25 protein-coding genes are annotated in these 25,383 nt (G+C 64.1%); 10 read left to right on the top strand and 15 right to left on the bottom strand.

The features are described 5' to 3' along the window. Positions 1–79: 79 nt before the first annotated feature. The 5 genes from prpF to ABE459_RS05615 all read right to left on the bottom strand — a co-directional run bounded on the left by prpF (position 80) and on the right by ABE459_RS05615 (position 7,038). Positions 80–1,270: a 2-methylaconitate cis-trans isomerase PrpF gene (prpF, locus tag ABE459_RS05595; RefSeq protein ID WP_323830582.1), complete on the bottom strand. Its 1,191-nt coding sequence runs from the start codon at positions 1,268–1,270 to the stop codon at positions 80–82. Between the two features lie 132 nt (positions 1,271–1,402). After that, positions 1,403–3,991: a Fe/S-dependent 2-methylisocitrate dehydratase AcnD gene (acnD, locus tag ABE459_RS05600; RefSeq protein ID WP_125463493.1), complete on the bottom strand. Its 2,589-nt coding sequence runs from the start codon at positions 3,989–3,991 to the stop codon at positions 1,403–1,405. 164 nt (positions 3,992–4,155) lie between these two features. Further along, a complete protein-coding gene (prpC, locus tag ABE459_RS05605) occupies positions 4,156–5,283 on the bottom strand; it encodes a 2-methylcitrate synthase (protein WP_110994211.1) in 1,128 nt (375 codons plus the stop codon). A gap of 151 nt (positions 5,284–5,434) precedes the next feature. Next, entirely contained in the window at positions 5,435–6,325 is an 891-nt protein-coding gene (prpB, locus tag ABE459_RS05610) for a methylisocitrate lyase (protein WP_125858137.1), read from the bottom strand. Next, on the bottom strand, positions 6,322–7,038 hold the full coding sequence (locus ABE459_RS05615; protein WP_125463491.1) for a GntR family transcriptional regulator: 717 nt from the start codon (positions 7,036–7,038) through the stop codon (positions 6,322–6,324). Before ABE459_RS05615 ends, prpB begins: the two co-directional genes overlap by 4 nt. A gap of 285 nt (positions 7,039–7,323) precedes the next feature. On the opposite strand from ABE459_RS05615, the gene ABE459_RS05620 reads away from it, so the two are divergent. The 5 genes from ABE459_RS05620 to ABE459_RS05640 all read left to right on the top strand — a co-directional run bounded on the left by ABE459_RS05620 (position 7,324) and on the right by ABE459_RS05640 (position 12,756). Beyond that, complete coding sequence (locus tag ABE459_RS05620; RefSeq protein ID WP_125463490.1) at positions 7,324–7,860, top strand: ATP-dependent zinc protease; 537 nt, start codon at positions 7,324–7,326, stop codon at positions 7,858–7,860. A 5-nt stretch (positions 7,861–7,865) separates the two neighbouring features. After that, the gene (locus ABE459_RS05625) at positions 7,866–9,401 is read left to right on the top strand and encodes an inactive transglutaminase family protein (protein WP_125463489.1); all 1,536 of its coding nucleotides are present in this window, start codon (positions 7,866–7,868) and stop codon (positions 9,399–9,401) included. Further along, a complete protein-coding gene (locus tag ABE459_RS05630) occupies positions 9,401–10,381 on the top strand; it encodes an alpha-L-glutamate ligase-like protein (RefSeq protein ID WP_125858136.1) in 981 nt (326 codons plus the stop codon). Before ABE459_RS05625 ends, ABE459_RS05630 begins: the two co-directional genes overlap by 1 nt. 184 nt (positions 10,382–10,565) lie before the next feature. Beyond that, positions 10,566–11,909 (top strand): aminodeoxychorismate synthase component I, encoded by a 1,344-nt coding sequence (pabB, locus tag ABE459_RS05635; protein WP_323830581.1) that lies wholly within the window; start codon positions 10,566–10,568, stop codon positions 11,907–11,909. A 112-nt stretch (positions 11,910–12,021) separates the two neighbouring features. Further along, entirely contained in the window at positions 12,022–12,756 is a 735-nt protein-coding gene (locus ABE459_RS05640) for a phosphoadenylyl-sulfate reductase (protein WP_110994204.1), read from the top strand. 138 nt (positions 12,757–12,894) lie between these two features. Here ABE459_RS05640 and cysB read toward each other — a convergent pair whose 3' ends face one another. The 3 genes from cysB to ABE459_RS05655 form a co-directional block, all read right to left on the bottom strand. After that, positions 12,895–13,869 carry an HTH-type transcriptional regulator CysB gene (gene cysB, locus ABE459_RS05645; protein WP_011533140.1) on the bottom strand — a complete coding sequence of 325 codons (975 nt, stop codon included), beginning with the start codon at positions 13,867–13,869 and terminating at the stop codon, positions 12,895–12,897. Positions 13,870–13,983: 114 nt separating this feature from the next. Continuing rightward, positions 13,984–14,493 (bottom strand): universal stress protein, encoded by a 510-nt coding sequence (locus ABE459_RS05650; RefSeq protein WP_125463485.1) that lies wholly within the window; start codon positions 14,491–14,493, stop codon positions 13,984–13,986. 94 nt (positions 14,494–14,587) lie between these two features. Continuing rightward, positions 14,588–15,535, bottom strand: coding sequence for a putative 2-dehydropantoate 2-reductase (locus ABE459_RS05655; protein ID WP_323830580.1), 948 nt, complete (start codon positions 15,533–15,535; stop codon positions 14,588–14,590). 111 nt (positions 15,536–15,646) lie between these two features. Here ABE459_RS05655 and ABE459_RS05660 point away from each other — a divergent pair, with 111 nt between their 5' ends. Both ABE459_RS05660 and ABE459_RS05665 read left to right on the top strand, forming a co-directional pair. Further along, positions 15,647–16,078, top strand: a complete 432-nt coding sequence (locus ABE459_RS05660; protein ID WP_323830579.1) for a PilZ domain-containing protein — start codon at positions 15,647–15,649, stop codon at positions 16,076–16,078. A gap of 160 nt (positions 16,079–16,238) precedes the next feature. Then, complete coding sequence (locus ABE459_RS05665; RefSeq protein ID WP_125463482.1) at positions 16,239–17,315, top strand: 3-deoxy-7-phosphoheptulonate synthase; 1,077 nt, start codon at positions 16,239–16,241, stop codon at positions 17,313–17,315. Between the two features lie 60 nt (positions 17,316–17,375). On the opposite strand, the gene ABE459_RS05670 is transcribed toward ABE459_RS05665, so the two are convergent. Further along, positions 17,376–17,657: a GNAT family N-acetyltransferase gene (locus ABE459_RS05670; RefSeq protein WP_110994199.1), complete on the bottom strand. Its 282-nt coding sequence runs from the start codon at positions 17,655–17,657 to the stop codon at positions 17,376–17,378. 501 nt (positions 17,658–18,158) lie between these two features. Between ABE459_RS05670 and oprI the strand changes: the two genes are divergently transcribed. Beyond that, complete coding sequence (gene oprI, locus ABE459_RS05675) at positions 18,159–18,410, top strand: outer membrane lipoprotei OprI (RefSeq protein WP_003259780.1); 252 nt, start codon at positions 18,159–18,161, stop codon at positions 18,408–18,410. A 127-nt stretch (positions 18,411–18,537) separates the two neighbouring features. On the opposite strand, the gene ABE459_RS05680 is transcribed toward oprI, so the two are convergent. From ABE459_RS05680 to ABE459_RS05690, 3 genes are all read right to left on the bottom strand, one after another. Further along, complete coding sequence (locus tag ABE459_RS05680) at positions 18,538–19,512, bottom strand: L,D-transpeptidase family protein (RefSeq protein WP_125463481.1); 975 nt, start codon at positions 19,510–19,512, stop codon at positions 18,538–18,540. A 106-nt stretch (positions 19,513–19,618) separates the two neighbouring features. Then, positions 19,619–19,900, bottom strand: a complete 282-nt coding sequence (locus ABE459_RS05685; protein ID WP_125463480.1) for a hypothetical protein — start codon at positions 19,898–19,900, stop codon at positions 19,619–19,621. A gap of 58 nt (positions 19,901–19,958) precedes the next feature. Continuing rightward, entirely contained in the window at positions 19,959–20,564 is a 606-nt protein-coding gene (locus ABE459_RS05690) for an arylesterase (RefSeq protein ID WP_323830578.1), read from the bottom strand. A 10-nt stretch (positions 20,565–20,574) separates the two neighbouring features. Between ABE459_RS05690 and ABE459_RS05695 the strand changes: the two genes are divergently transcribed. Beyond that, positions 20,575–21,258, top strand: coding sequence for an ABC transporter ATP-binding protein (locus ABE459_RS05695; RefSeq protein ID WP_323830577.1), 684 nt, complete (start codon positions 20,575–20,577; stop codon positions 21,256–21,258). Then, a complete protein-coding gene (locus ABE459_RS05700) occupies positions 21,258–23,765 on the top strand; it encodes an ABC transporter permease (RefSeq protein WP_323830576.1) in 2,508 nt (835 codons plus the stop codon). The genes ABE459_RS05695 and ABE459_RS05700 overlap by 1 nt, the downstream gene beginning before the upstream one ends. Positions 23,766–23,819: 54 nt before the next feature. Here ABE459_RS05700 and greB read toward each other — a convergent pair whose 3' ends face one another. From greB to ABE459_RS05715, 3 genes are all read right to left on the bottom strand, one after another. Beyond that, complete coding sequence (gene greB, locus ABE459_RS05705) at positions 23,820–24,293, bottom strand: transcription elongation factor GreB (protein ID WP_125463476.1); 474 nt, start codon at positions 24,291–24,293, stop codon at positions 23,820–23,822. A 90-nt stretch (positions 24,294–24,383) separates the two neighbouring features. Further along, the gene (locus ABE459_RS05710) at positions 24,384–24,692 is read right to left on the bottom strand and encodes a hypothetical protein (RefSeq protein WP_110994342.1); all 309 of its coding nucleotides are present in this window, start codon (positions 24,690–24,692) and stop codon (positions 24,384–24,386) included. Between the two features lie 234 nt (positions 24,693–24,926). After that, a complete protein-coding gene (locus ABE459_RS05715; RefSeq protein ID WP_125463475.1) occupies positions 24,927–25,361 on the bottom strand; it encodes a DoxX family protein in 435 nt (144 codons plus the stop codon). Positions 25,362–25,383: the final 22 nt, after the last annotated feature.

Below are 25,383 nucleotides of genomic sequence, written 5' to 3' on the forward strand. Positions count from 1 at the left end.
ACACCACATCCCCTGTGTTTTGTTCGTGGGTGTGGTTTCCCCCCGCTATGGGACAGTAAGGCCGAGCGCTGATAGTGCGTTAGAAGCTGTCGCCAGGCACGCGCACCCAGCCCTCCATCAGCACCCGAGCACTGCGGCTCATGATTGCTTTGGTCACGGTCCATTGCCCGTCCACCTGGCGGGCTTGTGCTCCCACGCGCAATGTCCCGGACGGATGACCGAAGCGCACCGCACTTCGTTCGCCACCGCCTGCGGCAAGGTTGACCAGGGTCCCGGGGATCGCCGCGGCCGTGCCAATGGCCACCGCCGCGGTGCCCATCATGGCGTGGTGCAACTTGCCCATGGACAGGGCGCGCACCAGCAAATCGACATCGCCCGCATTGACCACTTTGCCGCTGGAAGCAGTGTAGGTGGTTGGCGGCGCGACGAACGCGACCTTGGGGGTGTGCTGACGCCCGGCAGCCTGGTCGATATGTTCGATCAGCCCCATGCGCACCGCGCCGTGGGCGCGAATGGTCTCGAACCACGCCAGTGCAGCGACGTCACCGTTGATCGCGTCCTGAAGTTCGGTGCCGGTGTAATCGAGGTCGGCGGCATTTATGAAGATGGTCGGGATGCCGGCGTTGATCAGGGTTGCCTTGAAGGTGCCGACACCCGGTACGTCAAGGTCGTCGACCAGATTGCCGGTGGGGAACATCGCCCCGCCGTCACCGTCCTCGTCGGCGGCCGGATCGAGGAACTCCAGCTGCACCTCGGCGGCCGGGAAGGTCACGCCGTCGAGTTCGAAATCACCGGTTTCCTGTACCTCACCCTCGGTGATCGGCACATGGGCGATGATGGTCTTGCCGATGTTGGCCTGCCAGATGCGCACGGTGGCGACACCGTTGCGTGGCACCCGCGCGGGGTCGACCAGGCCGCCGCTGATGGCGAACGAACCGACCGCAGCCGAGAGGTTGCCGCAGTTGCCGCTCCAGTCGACGAAGGCCTTGTCGATCGACACCTGGCCGAACAGGTAGTCGACATCATGGTCGGGCTTGATGCTTTTCGACAGGATTACGGTCTTGCTGGTGCTGGACGTCGCGCCGCCCATGCCGTCGATCTGCTTGCCGTAGGGGTCGGGGCTGCCGATCACCCGCAGCAGCAAGGCATCGCGGGCGGGGCCTGGGATCTGCGCCTGTTCGGGCAGGTCCTGCAGGCGGAAGAACACGCCTTTGCTGGTGCCGCCACGGATGTAGGTGGCGGGGATTCTGATTTGCGGTACATGTGTCATGGTCAATTCCTGTCTTGCACGACACCCTGTGGGAGCGGGTTTACCCGCGAAGGCGTTTGATCAAGCAATGATGTTGATCCTGCCGACGCATTCGCGGGTAAACCCGCTCCCACAGGGGCCATGCTGCTCCTGTTAGGCCGTGCCTTCCAGGAAGTCCTGGGCAAAGCGCTGCAGCACCCCGCCCGCCTCGTAGATCGACACTTCTTCGGCGGTATCCAGGCGGCAGGTCACCGGCACCTCGACACGCTCACCATTGCGCCGCGTGACCACCAGGGTCAGCGTGGCGCGTGGCTTGCGCTCACCGAGCACGTCATAGACCTCGCTACCATCGAGCCCCAGGGTCTTGCGGTCGGTCCCTGGCTTGAACTCCAGCGGCAGCACACCCATGCCCACCAGGTTGGTGCGGTGGATACGCTCGAAGCCTTCGGCGACGATCGCCTCGACCCCCGCCAGGCGCACGCCCTTGGCCGCCCAGTCACGGGACGAACCCTGGCCGTAGTCGGCACCGGCGACGATGATCAACGGCTGCTTGCGCTGCATGTAGGTTTCGATGGCTTCCCACATACGGGTCACCTTGCCTTCCGGCTCGATGCGCGCCAGCGAACCCTGCTTCACGCTGCCGTCGTCCTTGCGCACCATCTCGTTGAATAGCTTGGGGTTGGCGAAGGTGGCGCGCTGGGCGGTCAGGTGGTCGCCACGGTGGGTGGCGTAGGAGTTGAAGTCTTCTTCCGGCAGGCCCATCTTCGCCAGGTACTCACCCGCGGCGCTGTCGAGCATGATGGCGTTGGACGGCGACAGGTGGTCGGTGGTGATGTTGTCCGGCAGCACCGCCAGCGGGCGCATGCCGCGCAGGGTGCGCTCACCGGCCAGGGCGCCTTCCCAGTAAGGCGGGCGGCGAATGTAGGTGCTCATCGGGCGCCAGTCGTACAGCGGCGCGACCTTCGGCCCCTTGTCCTCCTCGATGGTGAACATCGGGATGTACACCTGGCGGAACTGCTCCGGCTTGACCGAAGCACGTACTACGGCGTCGATTTCCTCGTCGCTCGGCCAGATGTCCTTCAGGCGGATTTCCTTGCCGTCCACCACGCCCAGCACATCCTTCTCGATATCGAAGCGGATGGTGCCGGCGATGGCGTAGGCCACCACCAGCGGCGGCGAGGCGAGGAAAGCCTGCTTGGCGTACGGGTGGATACGCCCGTCGAAGTTGCGGTTGCCCGACAGCACGGCGGTGGCGTACAGGTCGCGGTCGATGATCTCCTGCTGGATCACCGGGTCCAGTGCACCGGACATGCCGTTGCAGGTGGTGCAGGCGAAGGCGACGACACCAAAGCCCAACTGCTCCAGCTCCTGCTCGAGCCCGGCCTCCTTGAGGTACAGCTGCACGGTCTTGGAGCCCGGCGCCAGCGACGACTTGACCCATGGCTTGCGGGCCAGGCCGAGCTTGTTGGCGTTGCGCGCCAGCAGGCCCGCGGCGATCACGTTGCGCGGGTTGCTGGTGTTGGTGCAGCTGGTGATGGCGGCGATGATCACCGCGCCGTCCGGCATTTGCCCCGGCACTTCCTGCCACTGCCCGGCAATGCCCTTGGCCGCCAGGTCGCTGGTGGCTACCCGGGCGTGCGGGTTGGACGGGCCGGCCATGTTGCGCACCACGCTCGACAGGTCGAAGCTCAGGGTGCGCTCGTACTCGGCCTTGGCCAGGCTGTCGGCCCACAGGCCGGCGGCCTTGGCGTAGGTCTCGACCAACTGCACCTGCTGCTCATCGCGGCCGGTGAGCTTGAGGTAGTCGATGGTCTGCTGGTCGATGGCGAACATCGCCGCGGTGGCGCCGTATTCCGGGGCCATGTTGGAGATGGTGGCACGGTCGCCCAGGGTCAGCGCGCTGGCCCCCACACCATGGAACTCGAGGTAGGCACCCACCACCTTCTGCTTGCGCAGGAACTCGGTCAGCGCCAGCACCAGGTCGGTGGCGGTGATGTTCGGCGCCAGGCGACCGGTCAGTTCGACGCCGACGATTTCCGGCAGGCGCATCCACGAGGCGCGACCGAGCATCACGTTCTCGGCCTCCAGGCCACCGACGCCGATGGCGATCACGCCCAGGGCGTCGACGTGCGGGGTGTGGCTGTCGGTGCCGACGCAGGTGTCCGGGTAGGCCACGCCACGTTCGCTGTGGATCACCGGCGACATCTTCTCCAGGTTGATCTGGTGCATGATGCCGTTGCCCGGCTGGATCACGTCGACGTTCTTGAACGCCTTCTTGGTCCAGTTGATGAAGTGGAAGCGGTCTTCGTTGCGTCGGTCTTCGATGGCGCGGTTCTTCTCGAAGGCCTGCGGGTCGAAGCCGCCGCACTCCACCGCCAGCGAGTGGTCGACGATCAGCTGTACCGGCACCACCGGGTTGACTGCGGCGGGGTCGCCGCCCTTGTCGGCGATGGCGTCGCGCAGGCCGGCCAGGTCCACCAGCGCGGTCTGGCCGAGGATGTCGTGGCACACCACGCGGGCCGGGAACCAGGGGAAATCGAGGTCGCGCTTGCGTTCGATCAGCTGTTCGAGCGATGCATCGAGGGTGGCCGGATCACAGCGGCGTACGAGGTTTTCGGCCAGTACGCGGGAGGTATACGGCAGGCCATCGTAGGCGCCGGGCTTGATTGCCTCGACCGCGGCGCGGGCGTCGTAGTAGTCCAGGGCGGTGCCTGGCAGGGACTTGCGGAATGCGCTGTTCATATCGTTATCTGGCTCGGTCACGGTATTCAGTAAGCAGGTCTGGCCTCGGGGGCGCTACGCGCCCCTTTCGCGACACAAGGCCGCTCCTACAAGGACTGCGCCGCACCTGTAGGAGCGGCCTTGTGTCGCGAAAGGGCTGCGCAGCAGCCCCAGCGATCTATTCCTCAACGCTGTTCGATCGGCACGAACTGGCGCTGCTCGACGCCGGTGTATTCGGCGCTCGGGCGGATGATGCGGTTATTGGCGCGCTGCTCGAATACGTGCGCGGCCCAGCCGGTCAGGCGCGAGCAGACGAAGATCGGAGTGAACAGCTTGGTCGGGATGCCCATGAAGTGGTACGCCGAGGCATGGTAGAAGTCGGCGTTGGGGAACAGGCGCTTCTGCTCCCACATGGTCTTGTCGATCGCTTCGGAGACCGGGTACAGCACCTTGTCACCCACTTCGTCAGCCAGCTGTTTCGACCAGCCCTTGATCACCTCGTTGCGCGGGTCGGACTCTTTGTAGATGGCGTGGCCGAAGCCCATGATCTTGTCCTTGCGCTCGAGCATGCGCAGCAGCTCGGCGGTAGCTTCCTGCGGGCTCTGGAAGCGCTCGATCAGCTCCATTGCCGCTTCGTTGGCGCCACCGTGCAGCGGGCCACGCAGCGAGCCGATGGCGGCAGTGATGCAGGAATACAGGTCCGACAGGGTCGAGGCACAGACCCGGGCGGTGAAGGTCGAGGCGTTGAACTCGTGCTCGGCATACAGGATCAGCGAGACGTTCATCACCTTGACGTGCAGCGCGCTTGGCTTCTTGCCGTGCAGCAGGTGCAGGAAGTGGCCGCCAATGGTGTCTTCGTCGCTGCTGCAGTCGATGCGCACGCCGTGATGGGTGAAGCGGTACCAGTAGCACATCACTGCCGGGAACAGCGCCAGCAGGCGGTCGGTCTTGTCGTGCTGGGCATCGAAGGTCAGCTCCGGCTCCAGGGTACCGAGCACCGAGCAGCCGGTGCGCATCACGTCCATCGGGTGGGCGTCGCGCGGAATGCGTTCGAGCACTTCCTTGAGCGCCTGCGGCAGGTCGCGCAGGCCCTTGAGCTTGCGCTTGTAGTCGGCCAGCTCGGCCTTGCTCGGCAGCTCGCCGTACAGCAGCAGGTAGGCGACTTCCTCGAACTCGGCGCCGGCGGCCAGGTCGCGCACGTCATAGCCGCGGTAGGTCAGGCCGGCGCCGGCCTGGCCGACGGTCGACAGGGCGGTCTGCCCGGCCACCTGGCCACGCAGGCCTGCGCCACTGAGTACTTTTGCTTCGGCCATGGTGTTTCTCCTTTCTTGAATTTGTTATCGAGGTCTTTCTGGCTAATTCGGGTGGCTATACCGGCCCATCGCCGGCAAGCCGGCTCCCACCAAAAGCAGGCTTGCGCAATCCTGTGGGAGCTGGCTTGCCAGCGATGAGGCCCTCACGGCCTTAACCTTTTTTCTGGGCGAACAACGCATCGAGGCTCTGCTCGAAGGCGTGGTAGCCGATGGCATCGTAGAGCTCCATGCGGGTCTGCATGGTGTCGACCACGTTCTTCTGCGTGCCGTCGCGGCGCAGGGCGGTGTAGACGTTCTCGGCAGCCTTGTTCATGGCACGGAAGGCCGACAGCGGGTACAGCACCAGCGACACGTCCACCGAGGCCAGCTCTTCGGTGGTGTACAGCGGCGTCGCGCCGAATTCGGTGATGTTGGCCAGGATCGGGGCTTTCACCCGGTCGGCGAAGGTCTTGTACATCGACAGTTCAGTGATGGCTTCCGGGAAGATCATGTCGGCGCCGGCCTCGATGCAGGCGGCGGCACGGTCCAGGGCTGCGTTCAGGCCTTCCACCGCCAGGGCGTCGGTACGCGCCATGATCACGAAGCTGTCATCGGTGCGCGCATCCACCGCGGCCTTGATGCGGTCGACCATCTCCTGCTGGGAAACGATCTCCTTGTTCGGCCGGTGGCCACAGCGCTTGGCGCCGACCTGGTCTTCGATATGGATGGCGGCGGCGCCGAACTTGCTCATCGACTTGACGGTGCGGGCAACGTTGAAGGCCGAGGCACCGAAACCGGTGTCGACATCCACCAGCAGCGGCAGGTCGCACACGTCGGTGATGCGGCGCACGTCGGTGAGCACATCGTCCAGGTTGCTGATGCCCAGGTCCGGAAGGCCCAGGGACCCGGCGGCGACACCGCCACCGGACAGGTAGATGGCCTTGAAGCCGGCGCGCTTGGCCAGCAGAGCGTGGTTGGCGTTGATGGTCCCGACCACCTGCAGCGGATGTTCGGCGGCAACCGCGTCACGGAAACGCTGACCGGGCGTGCTCTTCACTGTCATGACTCACCTCGTGGGCTATTGTTGTCGGCGCCTTGGTAGTGACGCTCGATATTGCGTTTGGACGCGCCGATGTGGCGACGCATCAGGAGTTCTGCGAGTTCGCCGTCGCGGGCTTCGATGGCGTCGAGAATGCGGTGGTGCTCGGCAAAGGCCTGGCGTGGCCGATTGGGCGTGGTCGAGAACTGGAGGCGGTACATGCGCACCAGTTGATAGAGCTCGCCGCAGAGCATCTTGTAGAGGGTCTGGTTGCCGCTGCCCTGGATGATCCGGTAGTGGAAGTCGTGATCGCCTTCCTGCTGGTAGTAGCCCTGCCCGGCCTGAAACGCGGCGTCGCGCTCATGGGTGTCGAGCACTTCGCGTAGTTCGTCGATCGCGGCCTGGCTCATGCGCTCGGCGGCCAGCCGGCAGGCCATGCCTTCGAGCGACTCGCGGATTTCGTAGAGTTCGATCAGTTCGGCATGCCCGAGCGACACCACCCGCGCACCGACGTGCGGCACCCGCACCAGCAGGCGTTGGCCCTCCAGCCGGTGAATCGCCTCGCGCAGCGGGCCGCGGCTGATGCCATAGGTGCGCGCCAGTTCCGGCTCGGAGATCTTGCTGCCGGGGGCGATTTCGCCTTTGACGATGGCCGCCTGGATGCGCCGGAAGACGTTTTCCGAGAGGGTCTCGGTCTCGTCCTGCAGGATTGGGGTGGCTTGGGCTGTGTCCAGCATGATTGTCGACACCTTCGCATTCAATGACGGCAAAACTAGCTAAACAGACCAGAAGAGTCAAAGACAAAAAGAACATTGTCGACAATTGTCTAATAACGAACTTACCGCATCGCGGTGGGGTCTGATCGCGGGTGCGCTGGCGTCAACACATCGGCGTGATAGAATGCCGCGCTCCTTCGGGAGCATGGATACGCTGCCTGTCATCATTTCATGCTGATGGCAGGCCAATAGGGACGCTTGGCCAGTCGCCTTGCCCTGAACCCCGCACAGCACCGCGCCAGGATTATGAGACCCATACCCGCTTTATTGCTGCTCTGCCTGACTCTGCTGCCGGCCCTTGCGCCTGCGGCGGAGAAAACCGTCTATGGCCTGAACGAATACGCGCGCCTGGGCGACCTCGACCTGGAAGTGGCGGCCAAACTCGACACCGGCGCCAAGACCGCCTCGCTCAGCGCCCGCGACATCAAGCGTTTCAAGCGCAACGGCGAGAGCTGGGTGCGCTTCTATCTGGCGATCGACGCCGCCCACAAGCACCCCATCGAACGCCCCCTGGCCCGCGTCAGCAAGATCAAGCGCCGCGCCGGGGACTATGACGCCGAGTCCGGCAAGGCCTACACGGCCCGCCCGGTCATCGAGCTCGATATCTGCATGGGCCAGACCCAACGCACCATCGAGGTCAACCTCACCGACCGCAGCGCGTTCCAGTTCCCGCTGCTGATCGGTTCCGAGGCCCTCAAGCACCTCGATGCGCTGGTCGACCCAAGCCTTAAATACGCGGCCGGCAAACCTGCCTGTGCCACCGAAGTTACCAAAGCAGAGTAATTCCGATGCGCTCTCTTACCCTCCACCTGAAAGTCCTGATCACCGTCCTGGTGTTGTTGGGCGTTGCGGTCACGGCCTACCAGATCTTCTTCCTCGGCATCCCGGTGACCGAGGACGAGACCGACGACCTGTGGAACATCGACGCCAAGGTCGAATTCGTCGCCAGCACCAAGGACCCGGTCAAGGTGCAGATGTTCGTGCCCCCGCTCAACCGTGACTATGTCAGCCTCAACGAGAGCTTCATCTCCAACAACTACGGGGTGAGCGTCAACCGGGTCGATGGCAACCGCAAGGTGACCTGGTCGGCACGCCGCGCCAGCGGCAACCAGACGCTGTACTACCGCCTGGTACTGACCAAGCGCTACAGCGCCGAGAAGACCAAGATCAAAGGCCCGACCTTCCGTGACAGCCTGGCCATCGAAGGCCCTGAGAAGCTGGCCGCCGAGGCGCTGATGGCGCCGATCCGCCAGCACTCGGCCGACGTCGAGACCTTCGTCGGCGAGACCATCAAACGTGTCAACAATCTCAACGACGACAACGTCAAGCTGCTGCTGGCCGGCGACACCTCGACGATGAAAAAGGCGCAGATCATCGACCTGCTGCTGTCCATCGCCCATGTGCCGCTGGAGAAAGTGCACACCATCCGCCTGGTGGCCGATACCCCGCAAACCCCTGAACTGTGGCTGCGCAGCTTCAACGGCAACGACTGGCTGTACTTCAACCCGGACACCGGCGAGCAGGGCCTGCCCAGCGACCGCCTGCTGTGGTGGACCGGTGACGACAACCTGATCACCGTCGATGGCGGCAAGAAGGCCAACGTCACCTTCAGCATGAACAACAGCGAGATGAACGCCATCCGCCTGGCCAAGCTGACCGACGAGAATACCGACGCCGACTTCCTCGAGTACTCGCTGTACGGCCTGCCGCTGCAGACCCAGCAGACCTTCATGATCATGGTGATGATCCCGATCGGCGTGCTGGTGATCCTGGTGCTGCGTAACCTGATCGGCATCCAGACCCTGGGCACCTTCACGCCGGTGCTGATCGCCCTGGCCTTCCGCGAAACACAGCTGGGCTTCGGCATCATGCTGTTCACGGTGATCACCGCCCTGGGCCTGTCGCTGCGCTCCTATCTTGAACACCTGAAGCTGCAGATGCTGCCGCGTCTGTCGGTGGTGCTGACCTTCGTCGTGGTGCTGATCGCCGCCATCAGCCTGTTCAGCCACAAGCTGGGCCTGGAGCGCGGCCTGTCGGTAGCGCTGTTCCCGATGGTGATCCTGACCATGACCATCGAGCGCCTGTCGATCACCTGGGAAGAGCGCGGCGGCGGCCATGCCATGAAAGTGGCCATCGGCACCCTGTTCGCCGCCTCCCTGGCGCACTTGCTGATGACCGTGCCGGAGCTGACCTACTTCGTCTTCACCTTCCCGGCGGTACTGCTGATCCTGGTGGGCTTCATGCTGGCGATGGGTCGCTACCGCGGCTACCGCCTGACCGAGCTCGTGCGCTTCAAGGCTTTCCTGAAGAAGGCTGACGCCTGATGTTCGGCCTGATCAAGACGTGGAAAGCCCTGGAGGCCCGGGGCATCATGGGTATCAACCGGCGTAACGCGGACTACGTACTCAAGTACAACAAGCGCAGCCTGTACCCGATCGTCGACGACAAGATCATCACCAAGGAGCGCGCGCTGGCGGCCGGCATCCATGTGCCGGAGATGTACGGCATCATCGAGACCGAGAAGCAGATCGAGAAGCTCCACGAGATCATCGGCGAGCGCACCGACTTCGTCATCAAGCCGGCACAGGGTGCCGGCGGCGACGGTATCCTGGTGATCGCCGACCGCTTCGAGGAACGCTACCGCACGGTTTCCGGCAAGATCATCAGCCACGAAGAGATCGAGCATCAGATCTCCAGCATCCTCACCGGCCTGTACTCGCTGGGCGGGCACCGTGACCGCGCGCTGATCGAGTACCGGGTCACCCCGGACCAGATCTTCAAGAGCATCAGCTACGAGGGCGTGCCGGACATCCGCATCATCGTGCTGATGGGCTACCCGGTGATGGCCATGCTGCGTCTGCCCACCCGCCAGTCCGGCGGCAAGGCCAACCTGCACCAGGGCGCCATCGGCGTGGGCGTCGACCTGACCACGGGGATGACGCTGCGCGGCACCTGGCTGAACAAGATCATCAGCAAGCACCCGGACACCACCAACGCGGTTGACGGTGTGCAGCTGCCGAACTGGGACGGTTTCATGAAGCTTGCCGCCAGCTGCTACGAGCTGTGCGGCCTGGGCTACATCGGCGTGGACATGGTGCTGGACCAGGACAAGGGCCCGCTGATCCTCGAGCTCAACGCCCGCCCTGGCCTGAACATCCAGATCGCCAACGACTGCGGCCTGACCCAGCGCACCCATGCCATCGAGGCGCACATCGAGGCGTTGGCCAAGGAGGGCCGCACCGAGACCGCCGAAGAACGGGTAAAAGTGGCGCAAGGCCTGTTCGGGCACGTGCACACAGGTTGAACCGTGGGAGCGGGCTTGCCCCGCGATAGCACAGCCAGGCAAGACCCCAATCGCGGGGCAAGCCCGCTCCCACGATGCTATCCAACGCCTCTGCACAACATGTGAATGTCGCCACCAGTGCTAGGCGCATTTCCTACACAGGTCTACAATCGCCCTCCTCGCTTTTTCATCGCCGTCCATTCTGATGCCGACCTGTACGCTCCATCCCCTGCCCTACCAGCCCGACCCCGCGCACTATTTCGCACGCCTGCGCGCAGCGCCCGGCGCGATCTTGCTCGACAGTGCCCGCCCCAACGCCGAACGTGGACGCTTCGACCTGCTCAGTGCCTGGCCAGTGCAGCAACTGCAAGCGCAAACGGCAGAATCGGGCCAGGCGTACCTGCAGCGCCTGCGCAGTGCCTTGGCGGAACTGGGAATGGCGCAATTGCCCGAAGGCGTGGAACTGCCCTTCGCCGGCGGCCTGATCGGCTACCTGAGCTACGATTTCGGCCGGCGCCTGGAGCAACTGCCCACGCTTGCGATCGACGACCTGGGGCTGCCGGAAGCGCAGCTCGGCCTGTATGCCTGGGCACTGGTCAGCGACCATCATGCGCGCACCAGCCAACTGGTGTTTCACCCCAGCCTGCAAGCCGCTGAACGCCAGCGCCTGGTCCAGCTGTTCGAAGCACCCGCCCAGGCCGGCAGCGGCGAATTCAAGCTGCTCGCGCCCATGGCGGGCGATCTGTCGCCTGGGCAATACCGCTCGGCCTTCGACAAGGTCCAGCAGTACATCCAGGCGGGCGACTGTTACCAGATCAACCTTACCCAACGCTTCCGCGCCCCCTGCCAGGGCGACCCGTGGCACGCCTACCAGGCCCTTCGCGCCGCCTGCCCGACACCGTTTTCCGGCTATCAGCAGCTGGACGCCGGCACGGCACTGCTGAGCTTTTCCCCGGAGCGCTTCATGCGCGTCAGCCAGGGCGATGTCGAGACCCGCCCGATCAAGGGTACCCGGCCGCGCAGCGCCGATCCTGAGGCCGATGCGCGCAACGCTGCCGAATTGCTGGCCAGCCCCAAGGATCGCTCAGAGAACCTGATGATCGTCGACCTGCTGCGCAACGACATCGGCCGCACCTGCCAGATCGGCTCGGTGAAGGTGCCAGAGCTGTTCAGCCTGGAGAGCTACCCCAATGTCCATCACCTGGTCAGCAGCGTCACCGGGCGCCTGGCACCCGGCAACGACGCACTCGACCTGATTGGCGGCAGCTTCCCGGGCGGCTCGATCACCGGCGCACCGAAGATCCGGGCGATGCAGATCATCGATGAGCTGGAGCCCGCCCGCCGGGCGCTGTATTGCGGCTCGCTGCTGTACATCGACGTGCGCGGCGAGATGGACAGCTCCATCGCCATTCGCAGCCTGCTGGTCAAGGACGGCCAGGTCAGTTGCTGGGGCGGCGGCGCGGTGGTGGCCGACTCTGACTGGCAGGCCGAGTACGAAGAGTCGATCGCCAAGGTGCGGGTGCTGATGGAGACCTTGCAGGGCCTATAAAGCATCGCGGGGCAAGCCCGCGATTGCGGCGCGACAGGTCTACCCCGCCATTTTTTGTTACCATCAGCTCACTACGAGCGCACAGCGCCACTCACACGATGGAAACCGCCTGATGAGCCAACCCTTCGACGTCGCCGCCCTGGCCGCGACCTATGCCAGCAAGTCCCCGCAGGAGATCCTCAAGCTCGCCTTCGAACACTTCGGCGACGACCTGTGGATCTCGTTCAGCGGCGCCGAAGACGTGGTGCTGGTGGACATGGCCTGGAAACTGAACAAGCAGGTCAAGGTATTCAGCCTCGACACCGGGCGCCTGCACCCGGAAACCTACCGCTTCATCGACCAGGTGCGCGAGCACTACAACCTGCCGATCGAAATCCTCAGCCCGGACCGCGACAAGCTCGACCCCTTCGTCAAGCAAAAGGGCCTGTTCAGCTTCTACAAGGACGGCCACGGCGAATGCTGCGGTATCCGCAAGATCGAGCCGCTGCGCCGCAAGCTGGCCACGGTCAGCGCCTGGGCCACCGGCCAGCGCCGCGACCAGAGCCCGGGCACCCGCAGCCAGGTGGCAGCCCTAGAGATCGACGGCGCCTTCTCCACTCCGGAACGCACGCTGTACAAGTTCAACCCGCTGGCACAGATGAGCAGCGAGGAAGTCTGGGGCTATATCCGCATGCTCGAGCTGCCGTACAACAGCCTGCATGAGCGCGGCTTCATCAGCATTGGCTGCGAGCCGTGCACCCGCCCCGTATTGCCCAACCAGCACGAGCGCGAGGGGCGCTGGTGGTGGGAGGAGTCGACCCAGAAGGAGTGCGGGTTGCACGCTGGCAACCTGATCAGCAAGGCATAAACGACTGGGGCCGCTTCGCGGCCCTTTCGCTGGCAAGCCAGCTCCCACCCCGAACGCGCCAGCTTCAAGCCATGCGCCATCCTGTGGGAGCCGGCTTGCCGGCGAAAGGGCCGTGAAACGGCCCCATACGGTTTTGAATCAGTGCACCGGCAGCTCAACGCCCTCGAACAGCTCTTCGAGTTCCTGCTTGTTGTGGCACTGGATGGCCTTGGCCATGACTTCGCGGGTCAGGTGCGGGGCGAACTTCTCGATGAAGTCGCACATGAAGCCGCGCAGGAACGTGCCGCGGCGGAAGCCGATCTTGGTAATGCTGGCTTCGAACAGTTCGCTGGCATCCAGGCACACCAGGTCGCTGTCGAGCTTGGGGTCGACCGCCATCTTGGCCACGATACCTACGCCCAGACCCAGGCGCACGTATGTCTTGATCACGTCGGCGTCGGCGGCTGTGAACACCACTTTGGGCGTGAGGCCGCGGTGGTTGAAGGCTTCGTCGAGCTTGGAGCGGCCAGTGAAACCGAACACATAGGTAACGATCGGATACTCGGCCACCGCTTCCAGGGTGAGCTTAGGCAATTTGGTCAGCGGGTGCCCCTGAGGCACCACCACACAGCGGTTCCACTTGTAGCACGGCATCATGATCAGGTCGCCGAACAGCTCAAGCGCCTCGGTGGCGATGGCGAAATCGACGGTGCCGTCGGCAGCCATCTCGGCGATCTGCATCGGCGAGCCCTGGTGCATGTGCAGGGCAACTTCAGGGTACTGCTTGATGAAATTGCTGATCACCGGCGGCAGCGCATAACGCGCTTGCGTGTGGGTAGTGGCGATCGACAGGGTGCCCTTCTTCTCGTTGGAAAATTCCTGGGCGATCTGCTTGATGCTCTCGACCTTGCGCAGGATTTCGCCGGCGGTATTGATGATGCGTTCACCGGCCGGCGTGACACGGGTCAGGTGCTTGCCGCTGCGGGCGAAGACTTCGACACCCAGCTCGTCCTCGAGCAGGCGGATCTGTTTGCTGATACCGGGCTGGGAGGTGTACAGGCTTTGCGCCGTCGCGGAAACGTTGAGGTCATGGTGCGCCACTTCCCAGATGTAGCGCAGTTGTTGAAGCTTCATAGATATCCCTCAAAGACGGTAGGCCACCGGCGCACTGGCAGCGACGAGTTATAACTATATTAGTGGCTTGGGAAATAAATCTAGAACTATTTTGTTACTTTTGCCCGAAACTACCTACTCTCTACCTTCCGTTTTCCTACGTCCAAGGTGCTGTGCCAGCGGCACCATGTACACGGGCACCGACGACAACTGCAGCAGGCGTACCGCCGTGCGACCAATCGGCACCCCAACGCCCGCCCCGGCGCTGTGGCTGCCAAAAATCAGCAGGTCGACACTCAGGCGATGCGCCTGTTCAAGGATGACCTGCGCCGGGTCACCCTGGCGTACCCGCACCGCCTTTATCAGGGCCAGGTCGGCCTCCTCGCCAAGCTCATCACGAAAATTCTCCAGTACCCGCTGCTCGATAGTAGCCATCACCGTGTTGACCCCTTCGCTGTGCAGCGCGTCCAGGGTTTGCTCATCGAGGTAACTCTGTAGCAGGGATTCGGCAAACTGGCCCATGGGCTCGACTGCGTGGATCACGTACAGCTCTGCGTTGAAGGTGCGCGCCAGGGCCAGGGCGTGCTGCATGACGAAAGGTGCGTACACACCGAGGTCGGTGGCGTACAGCATGGTGCGGATCATTCGGCCTCCTCGACTGCCGCTACGGCAGAGCAAGGTTGAGCTTAGCAGCGCCACCGGGCGCCGCTTTGCCGTCCGGCGCGGGCTGCAGGGGTGCTCAAGTTTGCCGGTTACGTCGGTCGATGAAGGCCAGCGCCTGATGCAATGCCTCGATCCGCGGCAGTCGGCAACCGGCGGCATGCGCCCTTGCCAGCGGCTCGGCATAGATAGCCTGCAACTCCAGCGGCCGCTGTGCGGCGTGGTCGTGATACATGCTCGGCCAGTAGTCCGGCATCTGCTCGGTGACCCGGAACAGGTGCTCGGCGTAGCCATCCGGCAACACCTGCCCGCACGCCCGGGCACCTTCGACCACTTCGGCCATCAAGGCCTGGATCAACACCCGACTGTCAGGATCGCTCATCAGCGGTGTGGTGCTGGCCTTGAGCAGCACCGAGAGACCGTTGTACGGCACGTTCCACACCAGCTTCTGCCAGCGCGCCTGGTTGAGGTCGGGCATGGCCTGCGAGTCGATCCCGGCTGCGCGGAACAGCTCGGCACCCTCTTCCACCACCGCCAACCCGGCATCTTGCGCCGGCCCACTGTGGTAGCCGAGATTGACCGCACCCAGAGCCTGATGACGGATTACCCCTGGGCGTTCGCGATTCACGCAGATGAAGCACAGGCCGCCTAGCAAGTGCATGTCCGGGCGCAGTGCCGGGCGCAGCTGCTCTTCCACCCCCAGGCCGTTCTGCAGCAATACCACCTTGGCGCCGGGCGCCGCCGCCTGCACGATCGACGGCGCCAGCTCAGCATTGCTGGTGGCCTTGGCGCCCACCAGCAGCCAACCGCACGGCGGCATGTCGGCAGCACTGGCGTAGGCCTGGACCTGCTGATGCAACTGGCCGTGCAGCGCGCTGTCGAGTGTCAGCCCGTGCTCGCGCACCGTGGCGTACTCGCTGCGCAGCAAGAAATGCACATCGAAGCCGGCACGGGCCAGCATCAGGCCATAAAAGCCACCAATGGCCCCGCTGCCAATGATGCCGATGCGAGTATTGCAAAGCTGCATGCCTGCTCTCCTTCGTGTGTGTTCGTCGGTTTTTTGCACGTAAATCAGCTGGGTTTCGATCCCTCACTATACTGGGGCAAAGAAGGTCAAATAATCGACACGGAGTCGAGCATGTGCGGATACCTGCCTCATCCGGATGACATCCCGGTCGAACTCACCCTTCGCCCCACATCCAGCCTTTTTCGTCGCCACCTCTATACCCAAGGCCTCGGCGGCATCGCCTGCAACCAGCCACGCGCTTACCGTCGCGGCACTGCCGTCAACGTACTGATCCCTTCACTGGGACTGGACGCACATTACCCCGGTTATGTCGCCTGGTGCCAACGGCTTGACCAGGGCTATCGAGTGGGTGTGGCCTTCACCGACAGCCAGGCGCTGTTCGGTGCACGCATGGGCGAGCAGGCCTGCCAGATCCAGCATTATTGCCTGGAGCACGCCCAGGCCGACCTTGACAGCAGCGCGGCGCAACAGTTGGCCGCGCAGTGGATCAGCCTGCATGCCGAGGCCTTTTCCGAGGCCAGCCTGGGCGCCACATCCTCCTGAATCACCGCTCCACCCGCAAAAACCCAGTATCGACGGGCCCCAGCCCATTGTCCCGCCCCCGCTAACGCGTTAAGGTTCGGCCTCCCCGCTGCGAACAATCTGCTGCTGGGCCGCACGGGGATTGCTGGCGGCCGGCACCCGTGACCTGACGAGTAACACGATGGCTGATTTACCGATCGATGACTTGAACGTTGCCTCCAACGAGACCTTGATCACCCCTGATCAGCTCAAGAAGGAAATCCCTCTCAGCGCCAAAGCCCTGCAGACCGTGACTGCCGGCCGCGAAGTGGTGCGCAATATCCTCGACGGCAAGGACCACCGCCTGTTCGTAGTGGTCGGCCCATGCTCCATCCATGACATCAAGGCTGCCCATGAATATGCCGAGCGCCTGAAAGTACTGGCCGAGGAAGTCTCGGACACCCTGTACCTGGTGATGCGCGTGTACTTCGAGAAGCCGCGCACCACCGTAGGCTGGAAAGGCCTGATCAACGACCCGTACCTGGACGACTCGTTCAAGATCCAGGACGGCCTGCACATTGGCCGCAAGCTGCTGCTCGATCTCGCCGAAATGGGCCTGCCCACCGCCACCGAAGCACTCGACCCGATCTCCCCGCAGTACCTGCAGGACCTGATCAGCTGGTCGGCTATCGGCGCACGCACCACCGAATCGCAGACTCACCGCGAAATGGCTTCTGGCCTGTCTTCGGCAGTCGGCTTCAAGAACGGCACCGACGGCGGCCTGACCGTGGCGATCAACGCCTTGCAGTCGGTGTCCAAGCCGCACCGTTTCCTGGGGATCAACCAGGAGGGTGGCGTGTCGATCGTCACCACCAAAGGCAACGCCTATGGCCACGTGGTACTGCGCGGCGGCAACGGCAAGCCCAATTATGATTCGGTCAGCGTCGCCCTGTGCGAGCAGGACCTGGCCAAGGCGAAGATCAAGGCCAACATCATGGTCGACTGCAGCCACGCCAACTCCAACAAGGACCCGGCCCTGCAGCCGCTGGTCATGGAGAACGTGGCCAACCAGATCCTCGAAGGCAACCAGTCGATCATCGGCCTGATGGTCGAGAGCCACCTGAACTGGGGCTGCCAGGCTATTCCGAAGAACCTGGACGAGCTGCAGTATGGCGTTTCCGTGACCGACGCCTGCATTGACTGGGCTGCCACCGAAAAAACCCTGCGCAGCATGCATGCCAAGCTCAAGGATGTGCTGCCGCAGCGCCAGCGCGGCTAAACCTTGCGCACATGAAAACGCCGGGCAATGCCCGGCGTTTTCATGTGTACGGTGAGGTTTTCAGGCCTTGCTCGAGTGACGCTGCTGACGCTCCATGTAGCGCTCGACGTACGAACAGGACGGGATGACGGTGTAACCCATCTGCTCGGCGTACTCCAGTGCCTTTTCGGTCAAGGCTGCGGCGATGCCGCGCCCGCGCAGGGCGTTAGGCACGAAGGTGCGGTAGATGTCCAGCGTCTGCTTGCCCAGGTCCATGTACGTGAGGTACGCCCGGTGACCGTCCACATTGGTCTCGAATTGATGACCCGCCTGGTCATGGTGGATGGTCAGCGTCTCGCTCATCACTACTCCTCGCAGGTCTTGTCGGCAGACCCATACCTTACCGATGTGTTTGTTTCCGGCGGGGAACCTCTGCGCCACCTATGGCCTCTTGGACAGTTGCACGACCTTGATCGTTCTGACCCTGGGCACCTACAAATAGTAGGCGGCACATGCGGGGTTGCTCAAGCGGCCGGACTGAAAATCCAACAGCGCGGTTTTGCCACAATGGCCTGGTAGCATGATACGCGCCGAATGCTCTTTGGGCTAAGACGCTCACCGACAGTTGAAGTCACCCTTAGTTCAACAAAAAAGTTCCCGCCCTACAATCGCTTGCGTGCGTCTCACACAATTTTCACAGATGGCCTGCAGAACCCGTCACTGCTGCCCGCTCGCGACATTTTTTTTGCAGTTCTTGCGCTCTGTCAGTTTACTTACTACAAGTAATGGGTACTATGTACGCCGGCCAGTTTCTCTTTTCCGAGAGATGGCTATTTAAATAGAAAGTCCTTGAAGGGGAACACGATGAACAACGTTCTGAAATTCTCTGCTCTGGCCCTGGCCGCAGTTCTGGCTACCGGTTGCAGCAGCGTCTCCAAAGAAACCGAAGCTCGCCTGACCGCTACCGAAGACGCAGCAGCTCGCGCCCAAGCTCGTGCAGACGAAGCCTACCGCAAAGCTGACGACGCTCTGGCAGCTGCTCAGAAGGCTCAGCAAACCGCTGACGAAGCCAACGAGCGCGCTCTGCGTATGCTGGACAAAGCCAGCCGCAAGTAATAATCCTCACGGATTGTTAAGAAGCCGACCCACTTGTGGGTCGGCTTTTTTATTGCCTGGTGAAAGGCACTGCGCACAAACGAAAAGGCCTGCACTAAGGCAGGCCTCTACACCAGTCGCGAATGGCTTACTGCAGTTCGGCTGGAATGCTCGAGACCACCGGTGCGGCACCACCATTGACCGGGACGGCGATTTCAACCGGCATGCCATCTTCGGCAGCAACCACATCACGCACCATGTCCCAGTTCATGCGCAAGTTGTTGGCCAGGTCCTCACGCTTGAGCAGCGCATTGATGACTGCAGTGTGCTTGTCGACCACCGACGGGTTGCCTTGGTCATCCAGCGGCGTGTGCGCCTCGAGATAGACTTTGCCGCCACTGACGCCGAACTTGTAAGGCTCGTTGATGATGCGAACCGACGTGTTTACCGGGACCATCTTCGACAGCGCCAACACGTTGTTATTGAGCATGCGGAAGCAACCATGGCTGGTGCGCATGCCAATACCGAACTTCTTGTTCGAACCGTGGATCAGGTAGCCCGGCACGCCCAAGGTGAACTTGAACGGCCCCAGCGGGTTGTCCGGGCCGGCCGGCACAACTGCGGGCAGGATGTCGCCATCGGCAGCGTGCTCCTTGCGAATGGAGGCAGGCGGCGTCCAGGTCGGGTTCGGGGTCTTGGCGGTGATGCGGGTATTGGCAATTGGCGAGCCCCAACCCTCACGACCGATGCCCAGCGGGAAGGTGTGCACCACGTTCTGCCCTTTCGGGTAGTAGTAGAGGCGGTACTCGGCGAGGTTGATGACAATGCCTTCACGCGGCCCGGGCGGCAGGATGTAGCGCGTAGGCAGGATGATCTCGGTACCGGCGCCCGGCAACCAGGGGTCGACGCCCGGGTTGGCGGCGATCATTTCGAGGTAGCCCAGGTCGTTGGCAGTACCGATGTCGGCGAAGGTGTCTTCGTACTTGGCCTTGATCACCCGAACCTGGCCGACGACGTCTTCACCAGGAGGGGGCAACGGCAGTTCCAACGCAACGGCGGGGCCGGCTACCAGCAGGGCGGCCAGGGACAGGCTACGGGTGACGGCGGGAAAGCGCGGCAACATCCGGTAAATCCTTCGAAAGGTCAGTCAAGGGAGTCGATTGTACACCTGTGCACCGGCGAGCGGGAGGCACTGGCGGCGGGCAAGCGTTTCAGATGATGAAAGGTGCTCAGAGTTCCGGCCAGACCGGGCGCATGCCGTGGCGCTGGGCATCAAGGATGGCCTTGCACAGCGCGCACAGGCGCTCGTCGCGGTAGATGGCGCGTTCCACCACCGACCAGCGTGGTTGCGCCGGCAACAATCCGCCGCACAGGGTACGGTCGGCCGGCACACCCAGCTCCAGCTGGCGGGCCGCCAGGTGCACGCGGATCTCCTGGCAGGCGAACAGGTCGAGCTGCTCGTCAGGCTCGATCAGTTGATAGGCGTACAGGGACCAGGCGGGGCGGGGCATCGGGGACACTCGAATCGGGGGGCGCAACATTAGCCGAAAGCGGCCCCCGATAAAAGCGTCACAGCAAGGGTTTTATCGTCGGCCAGGCATTTTCCAGCAACCGCTGCTGGGCCCCCTGGGCGGGATGAATACCATCGGCCTGCATCATCTCAGGCACCCCACCGATACCCTCGAGGAAGAACGGTACCAGCGCCACGTTTTTCTCGCCGGCCAGTTTCTCGTACACCTGGGCGAAGGCCGTCGTGTAGCGCACGCCATAATTGGGCGGCAGGCGCATGCCCAGCAATACGACCTTTGCACCCGCCTCACGGGCATCATCGATCATCGAGGCAAGATTTTGTTGCAATTGCTGGGGAGGCTGCCCGCGCAGACCGTCATTACCCCCCAGCTCCAGCACCACCAGCCCCGGCTTGTGCGCTGCAAGCAGCGCCGGCAGCCGCGCCTGGCCACCGGCACTGGTGTCGCCGCTGATCGAAGCATTGACCACTTGATCGTCAAAACCCTCGCGCTGCAGACGCTGCTGCAGGAGTGCGACCCACCCCTGGCGGGTATCCAGGCCAAAACCGGCGCTGATACTATCGCCGACGACCAGCACCGTTCCCGCCACCGCGCCCTGGGCCAGGCAACTCAGGGCCAGGCCGGCACTCAACCACCACATTCGCATCGGATTCTCCATGGGCCCCAGCATTCTCGTTGCGCAGAACCTTAGCAAAGTGGTCCCCAGCGCGGAAGGCGACCTGACCATCCTCCACGCACTCTCCCTCGACCTTGCCCAAGGCGACAGCCTGGCCATCGTCGGCGCTTCCGGCTCCGGCAAATCCACCCTGCTCGGCCTACTCGCCGGGCTCGATCGCCCCAGCGCCGGCAAGGTCACCCTGGCCGGCCACGACCTCGGCCCGCTCGATGAAGACCAGCGCGCCCGGGTACGCGCCGAACACGTCGGCTTTGTCTTTCAGTCATTCCAGTTGCTCGACAGCCTCAATGCCCTGGAGAACGTGATGCTGCCGCTGGAGCTCGATGGCCGTCGCGATGCCCGCGAGCACGCCCGCAGCCTGCTCGAGCGGGTCGGCCTGGGCAAACGCTTGAGCCACACCCCACGCCAGCTTTCCGGCGGCGAACAGCAACGGGTGGCGATCGCCCGCGCGTTCGCCGCGCAACCTGCGGTGCTGTTTGCCGATGAACCCACCGGCAACCTCGACAGCCACACCGGCGAGCGCATCAGCGACCTGCTGTTCGAACTGAACCAGGAGCGCGGCACCACGCTGGTACTGGTCACCCACGACGAGCGGCTGGCCAGCCGCTGCCGCCGCCTGATCCGCCTGGATGCCGGCCGCTTGGTCGCGCCCCTGGAGCCCTGATGACCCGCCTGCCCTTGCTGCGCCTATGTGCGCTCTCGCTGCGCCAGTTGCTACGCGATGCCCGCGCCAGCGAAGTGCGCGTGCTGTTCTTCGCCTTGCTGGTGGCAGTGGCGGCGAGTACCGCCATCGGCTACTTCGGCAGCCGCCTCAATGGCGCGATGCAGTTGCGCGCCAGTGAATTCCTCGGCGCCGACCTGGTGCTGCAAGGCAGCGCGCCGGCAACGGCGCAGCAAATAGCCGATGGCACCGTACTGGGCCTGCGCCACGCCCAGGTGGTGGAGTTCACCAGCGTGGTCGGCGGCGACAACGGCATTCAGCTGTCGAGCATCAAGGCCGCCGACGCCGCCTACCCCTTGCGCGGCCAGTTGCGCAGCGCCGCCGCGCCCTATGCCACAGAAACGCCCGGTGGTGGCCCGGCACCCGGCGAAGCCTGGGTCGAGCCACGCCTGCTGGCGGCGCTCGGGCTGTCGGTGGGCGACAGCATCGATGTGGGCATGAAGACCCTGCGCATGAGCCGTGTACTGACCTACGAGCCAGACCGCGCCAACAACTTCTACAGCCTCACCCCGCGGGTGCTGATGAACCTTGCCGACCTCGAGGCCACCGGAGTGATCCAGCCTGGCAGCCGGGTCAGCTACCGGGAGCTGTGGCGAGGCGACATCGATGCCCTGGCCCAGTACCGCAAAACCGCCGAAGCCAGCCTGGCGGCCAATCAGCGCCTGCTCGACACCCGTGATGGCAACCGTCAGATCGGCGGGGCGCTGGGCAAGGCCGAGCGCTACCTGAACATGGCCAGCCTGGTAGCCGTGCTGCTGGCCGGTGTCGCCGTGGCCCTGTCGGCCAGTCGTTACGCCGCCCGGCGCCTGGACGCCAGCGCATTGCTGCGCTGCCTCGGCCTGTCGCGGCACCAGGCGCTGGGGCTGTACTGCCTGCAGCTGGCCATGCTCGGCACGGTCGCAGCCCTCGGCGGCGCCCTGCTCGGCTGGCTCGCCCAACTGGGCCTGTTCCGCCTGCTCGAAGGCCTGCTGCCCAGCCAACTGCCCCCCGGCGGCCTCGCGCCCGCGCTGGCCGGGATCGGCACCGGGCTGGTGGCGCTGGCCGGTTTCGCCCTGCCGCCGCTGGCCGCCCTCGGCCGCGTGCCGCCCTTGCGGGTGCTGCGTCGCGACCTGCTGCCCACGCCAACCAGCAGCTGGCTGGTGTATGGCGCAGCCCTGCTCGCCCTGGGCCTGATCATGTGGCGCCTGAGCCTCGACCTGCTGCTCACCTTCGCCCTGCTGGGGGGCGGTTTGATCGCCGCACTGCTGCTCGGCGGCCTGCTGCTGCTCGGCTTGCGCAGCCTGCGCCAGCTCTTGGCCGGTGCGCCGCTGGCCTGGCGCCTGGGGCTGGGCCAGCTGTTGCGTCATCCGCTGGCAGCTGCCGGCCAGGCCCTGGCCTTCGGCCTGATCCTGCTGGCCATGGGCCTGGTGGCGCTGCTGCGCGCGGAGCTGCTCGACAACTGGCAGGCACAACTGCCCAAGGATGCCCCCAACCATTTCGCCCTGAACATCCTGCCTGATGAACGCCAGCCATTCATTGAGCGTCTGGCGCAGATCAACGCGACCTCCGCACCGCTGTATCCGGTAATCCCCGGCCGCCTCACCCACATCAACGAGCAGCCGGTACGCCAGTTGGTGAGCAAGGAGTCCACCGGCGAGCGGGCGATCCAGCGCGACCTCAGCCTGACCTGGGCTGCCGAGCTGCCGCAGGGCAACGCGCTGAGCGCCGGCAACTGGTGGCAACAGGCGCCGCAAGACGCTGCCATACCTGGCGTTTCGGTAGAGGCGGAGCTGGCCCAGAGCCTCAACCTGCAACTGGGCGACCTACTGACCTTCGACATCGGTGGCCAGCAGCGTCAGGCCAGGGTCAGCAGCCTGCGCACGGTGCACTGGGACAGTTTTCAGCCCAACTTCTACATGATCTTCCAGCCCGGGACGCTGCAGGGCTTGCCCGCCACTTACCTGACCAGCTTCTACCTTGCCCCAGGTCATGATCAGGAAGTCGTCGCACTGTCACGGGCATTCCCGGCAGCGACCATCCTCCAGGTCGACGCCCTGCTCGGCCAGCTGCGCAGCATCCTCGCCCAGGTGACGCTGGCGGTGGAGTATGTGCTGTTGTTCGTGCTGGCAGCGGGGCTGGCGGTGCTGTTCGCAGGCCTGCAGGCAACCCTCGACGAACGCATCCGCCAGGGCGCCCTGCTACGCGCCCTGGGGGCGGCAAGACCGCTGCTGGTCAAGGCCCGGCGTATCGAGTTCGGATTGCTGGGCGCCGTCAGCGGCCTGCTCGCAGCAGTGGGTTGCGAGCTGATCACCTGGGCACTGTACCGCTATGCCTTCGATCTGCACTGGGCGCCACACCTTTGGCTGCTGGGGCTGCCACTGGCAGGCGCGGTGCTGGTGGGGGGCGCCGGGGTGATCGGCACGCGGCGTGCGCTCAACGCCAGCCCGCTGGCGGTACTGCGGGAAGGCTGAATGCTCTGAGGGGCCTGGGGCCTGCCACGCAGCCCCCGGCTTCTGATGAGACGGCTACGGCCTGTAGCTGATGCGATTGATGTACCAGGTCGCCTCGCCGGTAGGCGTCTGTACCAGCACCTCATCACCCTCCTGCTTCTTGAGCAGGGCGCGGGCCATGGGCGAGTCGATGGAGATGTAGTCGTTACGCCCATGGATCTCGTCATAGCCGACGACACGGAAGGTCAACTGCTCGCTGTCGTCGTTCTCGATCTCCACCCAGGCACCGAAGAACACCTTGCCTTCCTGCTCGGGTGAATAGGCCACGACCTTGACGTCTTCCAGGCGCTTGCGCAGGTAGCGCACGCGCCGATCGATCTCGCGCAGCAGCTTCTTGTTGTACTGGTAGTCGGCGTTCTCGCTGCGATCGCCCAGCGACGCCGCCCAGGCGACCTTCTGGGTAATCTCCGGGCGATAGACCCGCCACAGATGATCAAGCTCCTGCTTCAGGGCGGCATGACCTTCGGTGGTGATGATGTTGGTACTCAAGCGGCTGTCTCCTCAGTGCATCTGCAGCGGGCGCCAGGCGCCCACCGAGTGACCGAGCTTAGCGAAAAACCTGCGGGTTTTGCACGCCGATCAGGCGCGCGTGATCAGCCCCTGGCGGGCGATGCGCGTGAGCTGGCCGATAACCTCGGCGGCATCCTCGGCGGCCGGCGCCTGGATCACGGCCAGGTCGAAACGGTCGTTGGCGTACTCGCCAAGCTGGGTGCAGGTTTCGAAGAACTGGATGAGGAAAGCCCGGGCCTGGCCCTTGCGACGGGAAAAACCGTCGAGGTTGCGCAGGAGCGTAGGCTGATGCTGGCCACCGAGCAGAATGCGCGGGGTGCGGGACGCCTGGTCTTTGGCCAGGGGGGTCAAACAAACACTGGTACGTGGACAACTCATGGAGTTTTTCTCCGCCTCGCTGATCCCGCTGGGCAGCGGTGGGAGGCGTCACCGAACCAGCGCTTTAGCGGTATTTCGGATGACCTGGGAGGGTTGTCCTGCGCCCCGCAAGTAGCTGTTTAAATCGGCGCAGTCGGTATGCTAGAGCGATGAGCTCCAAGTTTCAAGCCGCACGGTGCAAGTTGATCGCATTCATCAACTTGCACCGTGCGGCTTGAAGGTTGCAGCTTGAGTTCAACGTGCGATCAGACGGTCCAGCGAGAAGCGACCCGCACCTTCGATCAGCACCGCCACACTGCCTGCCAGCAGCGCCAGGGCGAACTCATAGCCGTTGTTGGACATGAACAGGCCGTTGTTGATGTGCACCGAGAAGATCGCCACCAGCAGAGTCACAGTCAGCGCCAGTGCCGCCGGGCGGGCCAGCAGGCCGACCACCAGGGCCAGGCCGCCGAAGAACTCGGCGCTGCCCGACAGCAAGGCCATCAGGTAGCCAGGCGCCAGGCCGATGCTCTCCATCCACTGGCCGGTGCCTTCGAGGCCGTAGCCACCAAACAGACCGAACAGTTTCTGTGCGCCATGGGCCATGAAGATGACGCCGACCAGGATGCGCACGACGCTCAGGCCGAAGCCGGCACGGGTAACGAACAGGGCTTTGAGGGTGTTGTTCATGTTGTTGCTTCCTTGTTTAAGC

It is taken from the genome of Pseudomonas sp. TWI923, assembly GCF_039673365.1.
Classification (GTDB): domain Bacteria; phylum Pseudomonadota; class Gammaproteobacteria; order Pseudomonadales; family Pseudomonadaceae; genus Aquipseudomonas; species Aquipseudomonas sichuanensis.

Coding starts and splice junctions, on each gene's coding strand:
- prpF (WP_323830582.1), bottom strand. CDS start 1,270: ATGACACATGTACCGCAAATCAGAATCCCCGCCACCTACATCCGTGGC.
- ABE459_RS05710 (WP_110994342.1), bottom strand. CDS start 24,692: ATGAGTTGTCCACGTACCAGTGTTTGTTTGACCCCCCTGGCCAAAGAC.
- ABE459_RS05700 (WP_323830576.1), top strand. CDS start 21,258: ATGACCCGCCTGCCCTTGCTGCGCCTATGTGCGCTCTCGCTGCGCCAG.
- ABE459_RS05685 (WP_125463480.1), bottom strand. CDS start 19,900: ATGCCCCGCCCCGCCTGGTCCCTGTACGCCTATCAACTGATCGAGCCT.
- ABE459_RS05650 (WP_125463485.1), bottom strand. CDS start 14,493: ATGATCCGCACCATGCTGTACGCCACCGACCTCGGTGTGTACGCACCT.
- prpC (WP_110994211.1), bottom strand. CDS start 5,283: ATGGCCGAAGCAAAAGTACTCAGTGGCGCAGGCCTGCGTGGCCAGGTG.
- ABE459_RS05640 (WP_110994204.1), top strand. CDS start 12,022: ATGAGCCAACCCTTCGACGTCGCCGCCCTGGCCGCGACCTATGCCAGC.
- ABE459_RS05630 (WP_125858136.1), top strand. CDS start 9,401: ATGTTCGGCCTGATCAAGACGTGGAAAGCCCTGGAGGCCCGGGGCATC.
- ABE459_RS05715 (WP_125463475.1), bottom strand. CDS start 25,361: ATGAACAACACCCTCAAAGCCCTGTTCGTTACCCGTGCCGGCTTCGGC.
- pabB (WP_323830581.1), top strand. CDS start 10,566: ATGCCGACCTGTACGCTCCATCCCCTGCCCTACCAGCCCGACCCCGCG.
- ABE459_RS05680 (WP_125463481.1), bottom strand. CDS start 19,512: ATGTTGCCGCGCTTTCCCGCCGTCACCCGTAGCCTGTCCCTGGCCGCC.
- ABE459_RS05665 (WP_125463482.1), top strand. CDS start 16,239: ATGGCTGATTTACCGATCGATGACTTGAACGTTGCCTCCAACGAGACC.
- ABE459_RS05625 (WP_125463489.1), top strand. CDS start 7,866: ATGCGCTCTCTTACCCTCCACCTGAAAGTCCTGATCACCGTCCTGGTG.
- ABE459_RS05620 (WP_125463490.1), top strand. CDS start 7,324: ATGAGACCCATACCCGCTTTATTGCTGCTCTGCCTGACTCTGCTGCCG.
- prpB (WP_125858137.1), bottom strand. CDS start 6,325: ATGACAGTGAAGAGCACGCCCGGTCAGCGTTTCCGTGACGCGGTTGCC.
- cysB (WP_011533140.1), bottom strand. CDS start 13,869: ATGAAGCTTCAACAACTGCGCTACATCTGGGAAGTGGCGCACCATGAC.
- ABE459_RS05690 (WP_323830578.1), bottom strand. CDS start 20,564: ATGCGAATGTGGTGGTTGAGTGCCGGCCTGGCCCTGAGTTGCCTGGCC.
- oprI (WP_003259780.1), top strand. CDS start 18,159: ATGAACAACGTTCTGAAATTCTCTGCTCTGGCCCTGGCCGCAGTTCTG.
- acnD (WP_125463493.1), bottom strand. CDS start 3,991: ATGAACAGCGCATTCCGCAAGTCCCTGCCAGGCACCGCCCTGGACTAC.
- ABE459_RS05615 (WP_125463491.1), bottom strand. CDS start 7,038: ATGCTGGACACAGCCCAAGCCACCCCAATCCTGCAGGACGAGACCGAG.
- ABE459_RS05670 (WP_110994199.1), bottom strand. CDS start 17,657: ATGAGCGAGACGCTGACCATCCACCATGACCAGGCGGGTCATCAATTC.
- ABE459_RS05655 (WP_323830580.1), bottom strand. CDS start 15,535: ATGCAGCTTTGCAATACTCGCATCGGCATCATTGGCAGCGGGGCCATT.
- ABE459_RS05695 (WP_323830577.1), top strand. CDS start 20,575: ATGGGCCCCAGCATTCTCGTTGCGCAGAACCTTAGCAAAGTGGTCCCC.
- ABE459_RS05660 (WP_323830579.1), top strand. CDS start 15,647: ATGTGCGGATACCTGCCTCATCCGGATGACATCCCGGTCGAACTCACC.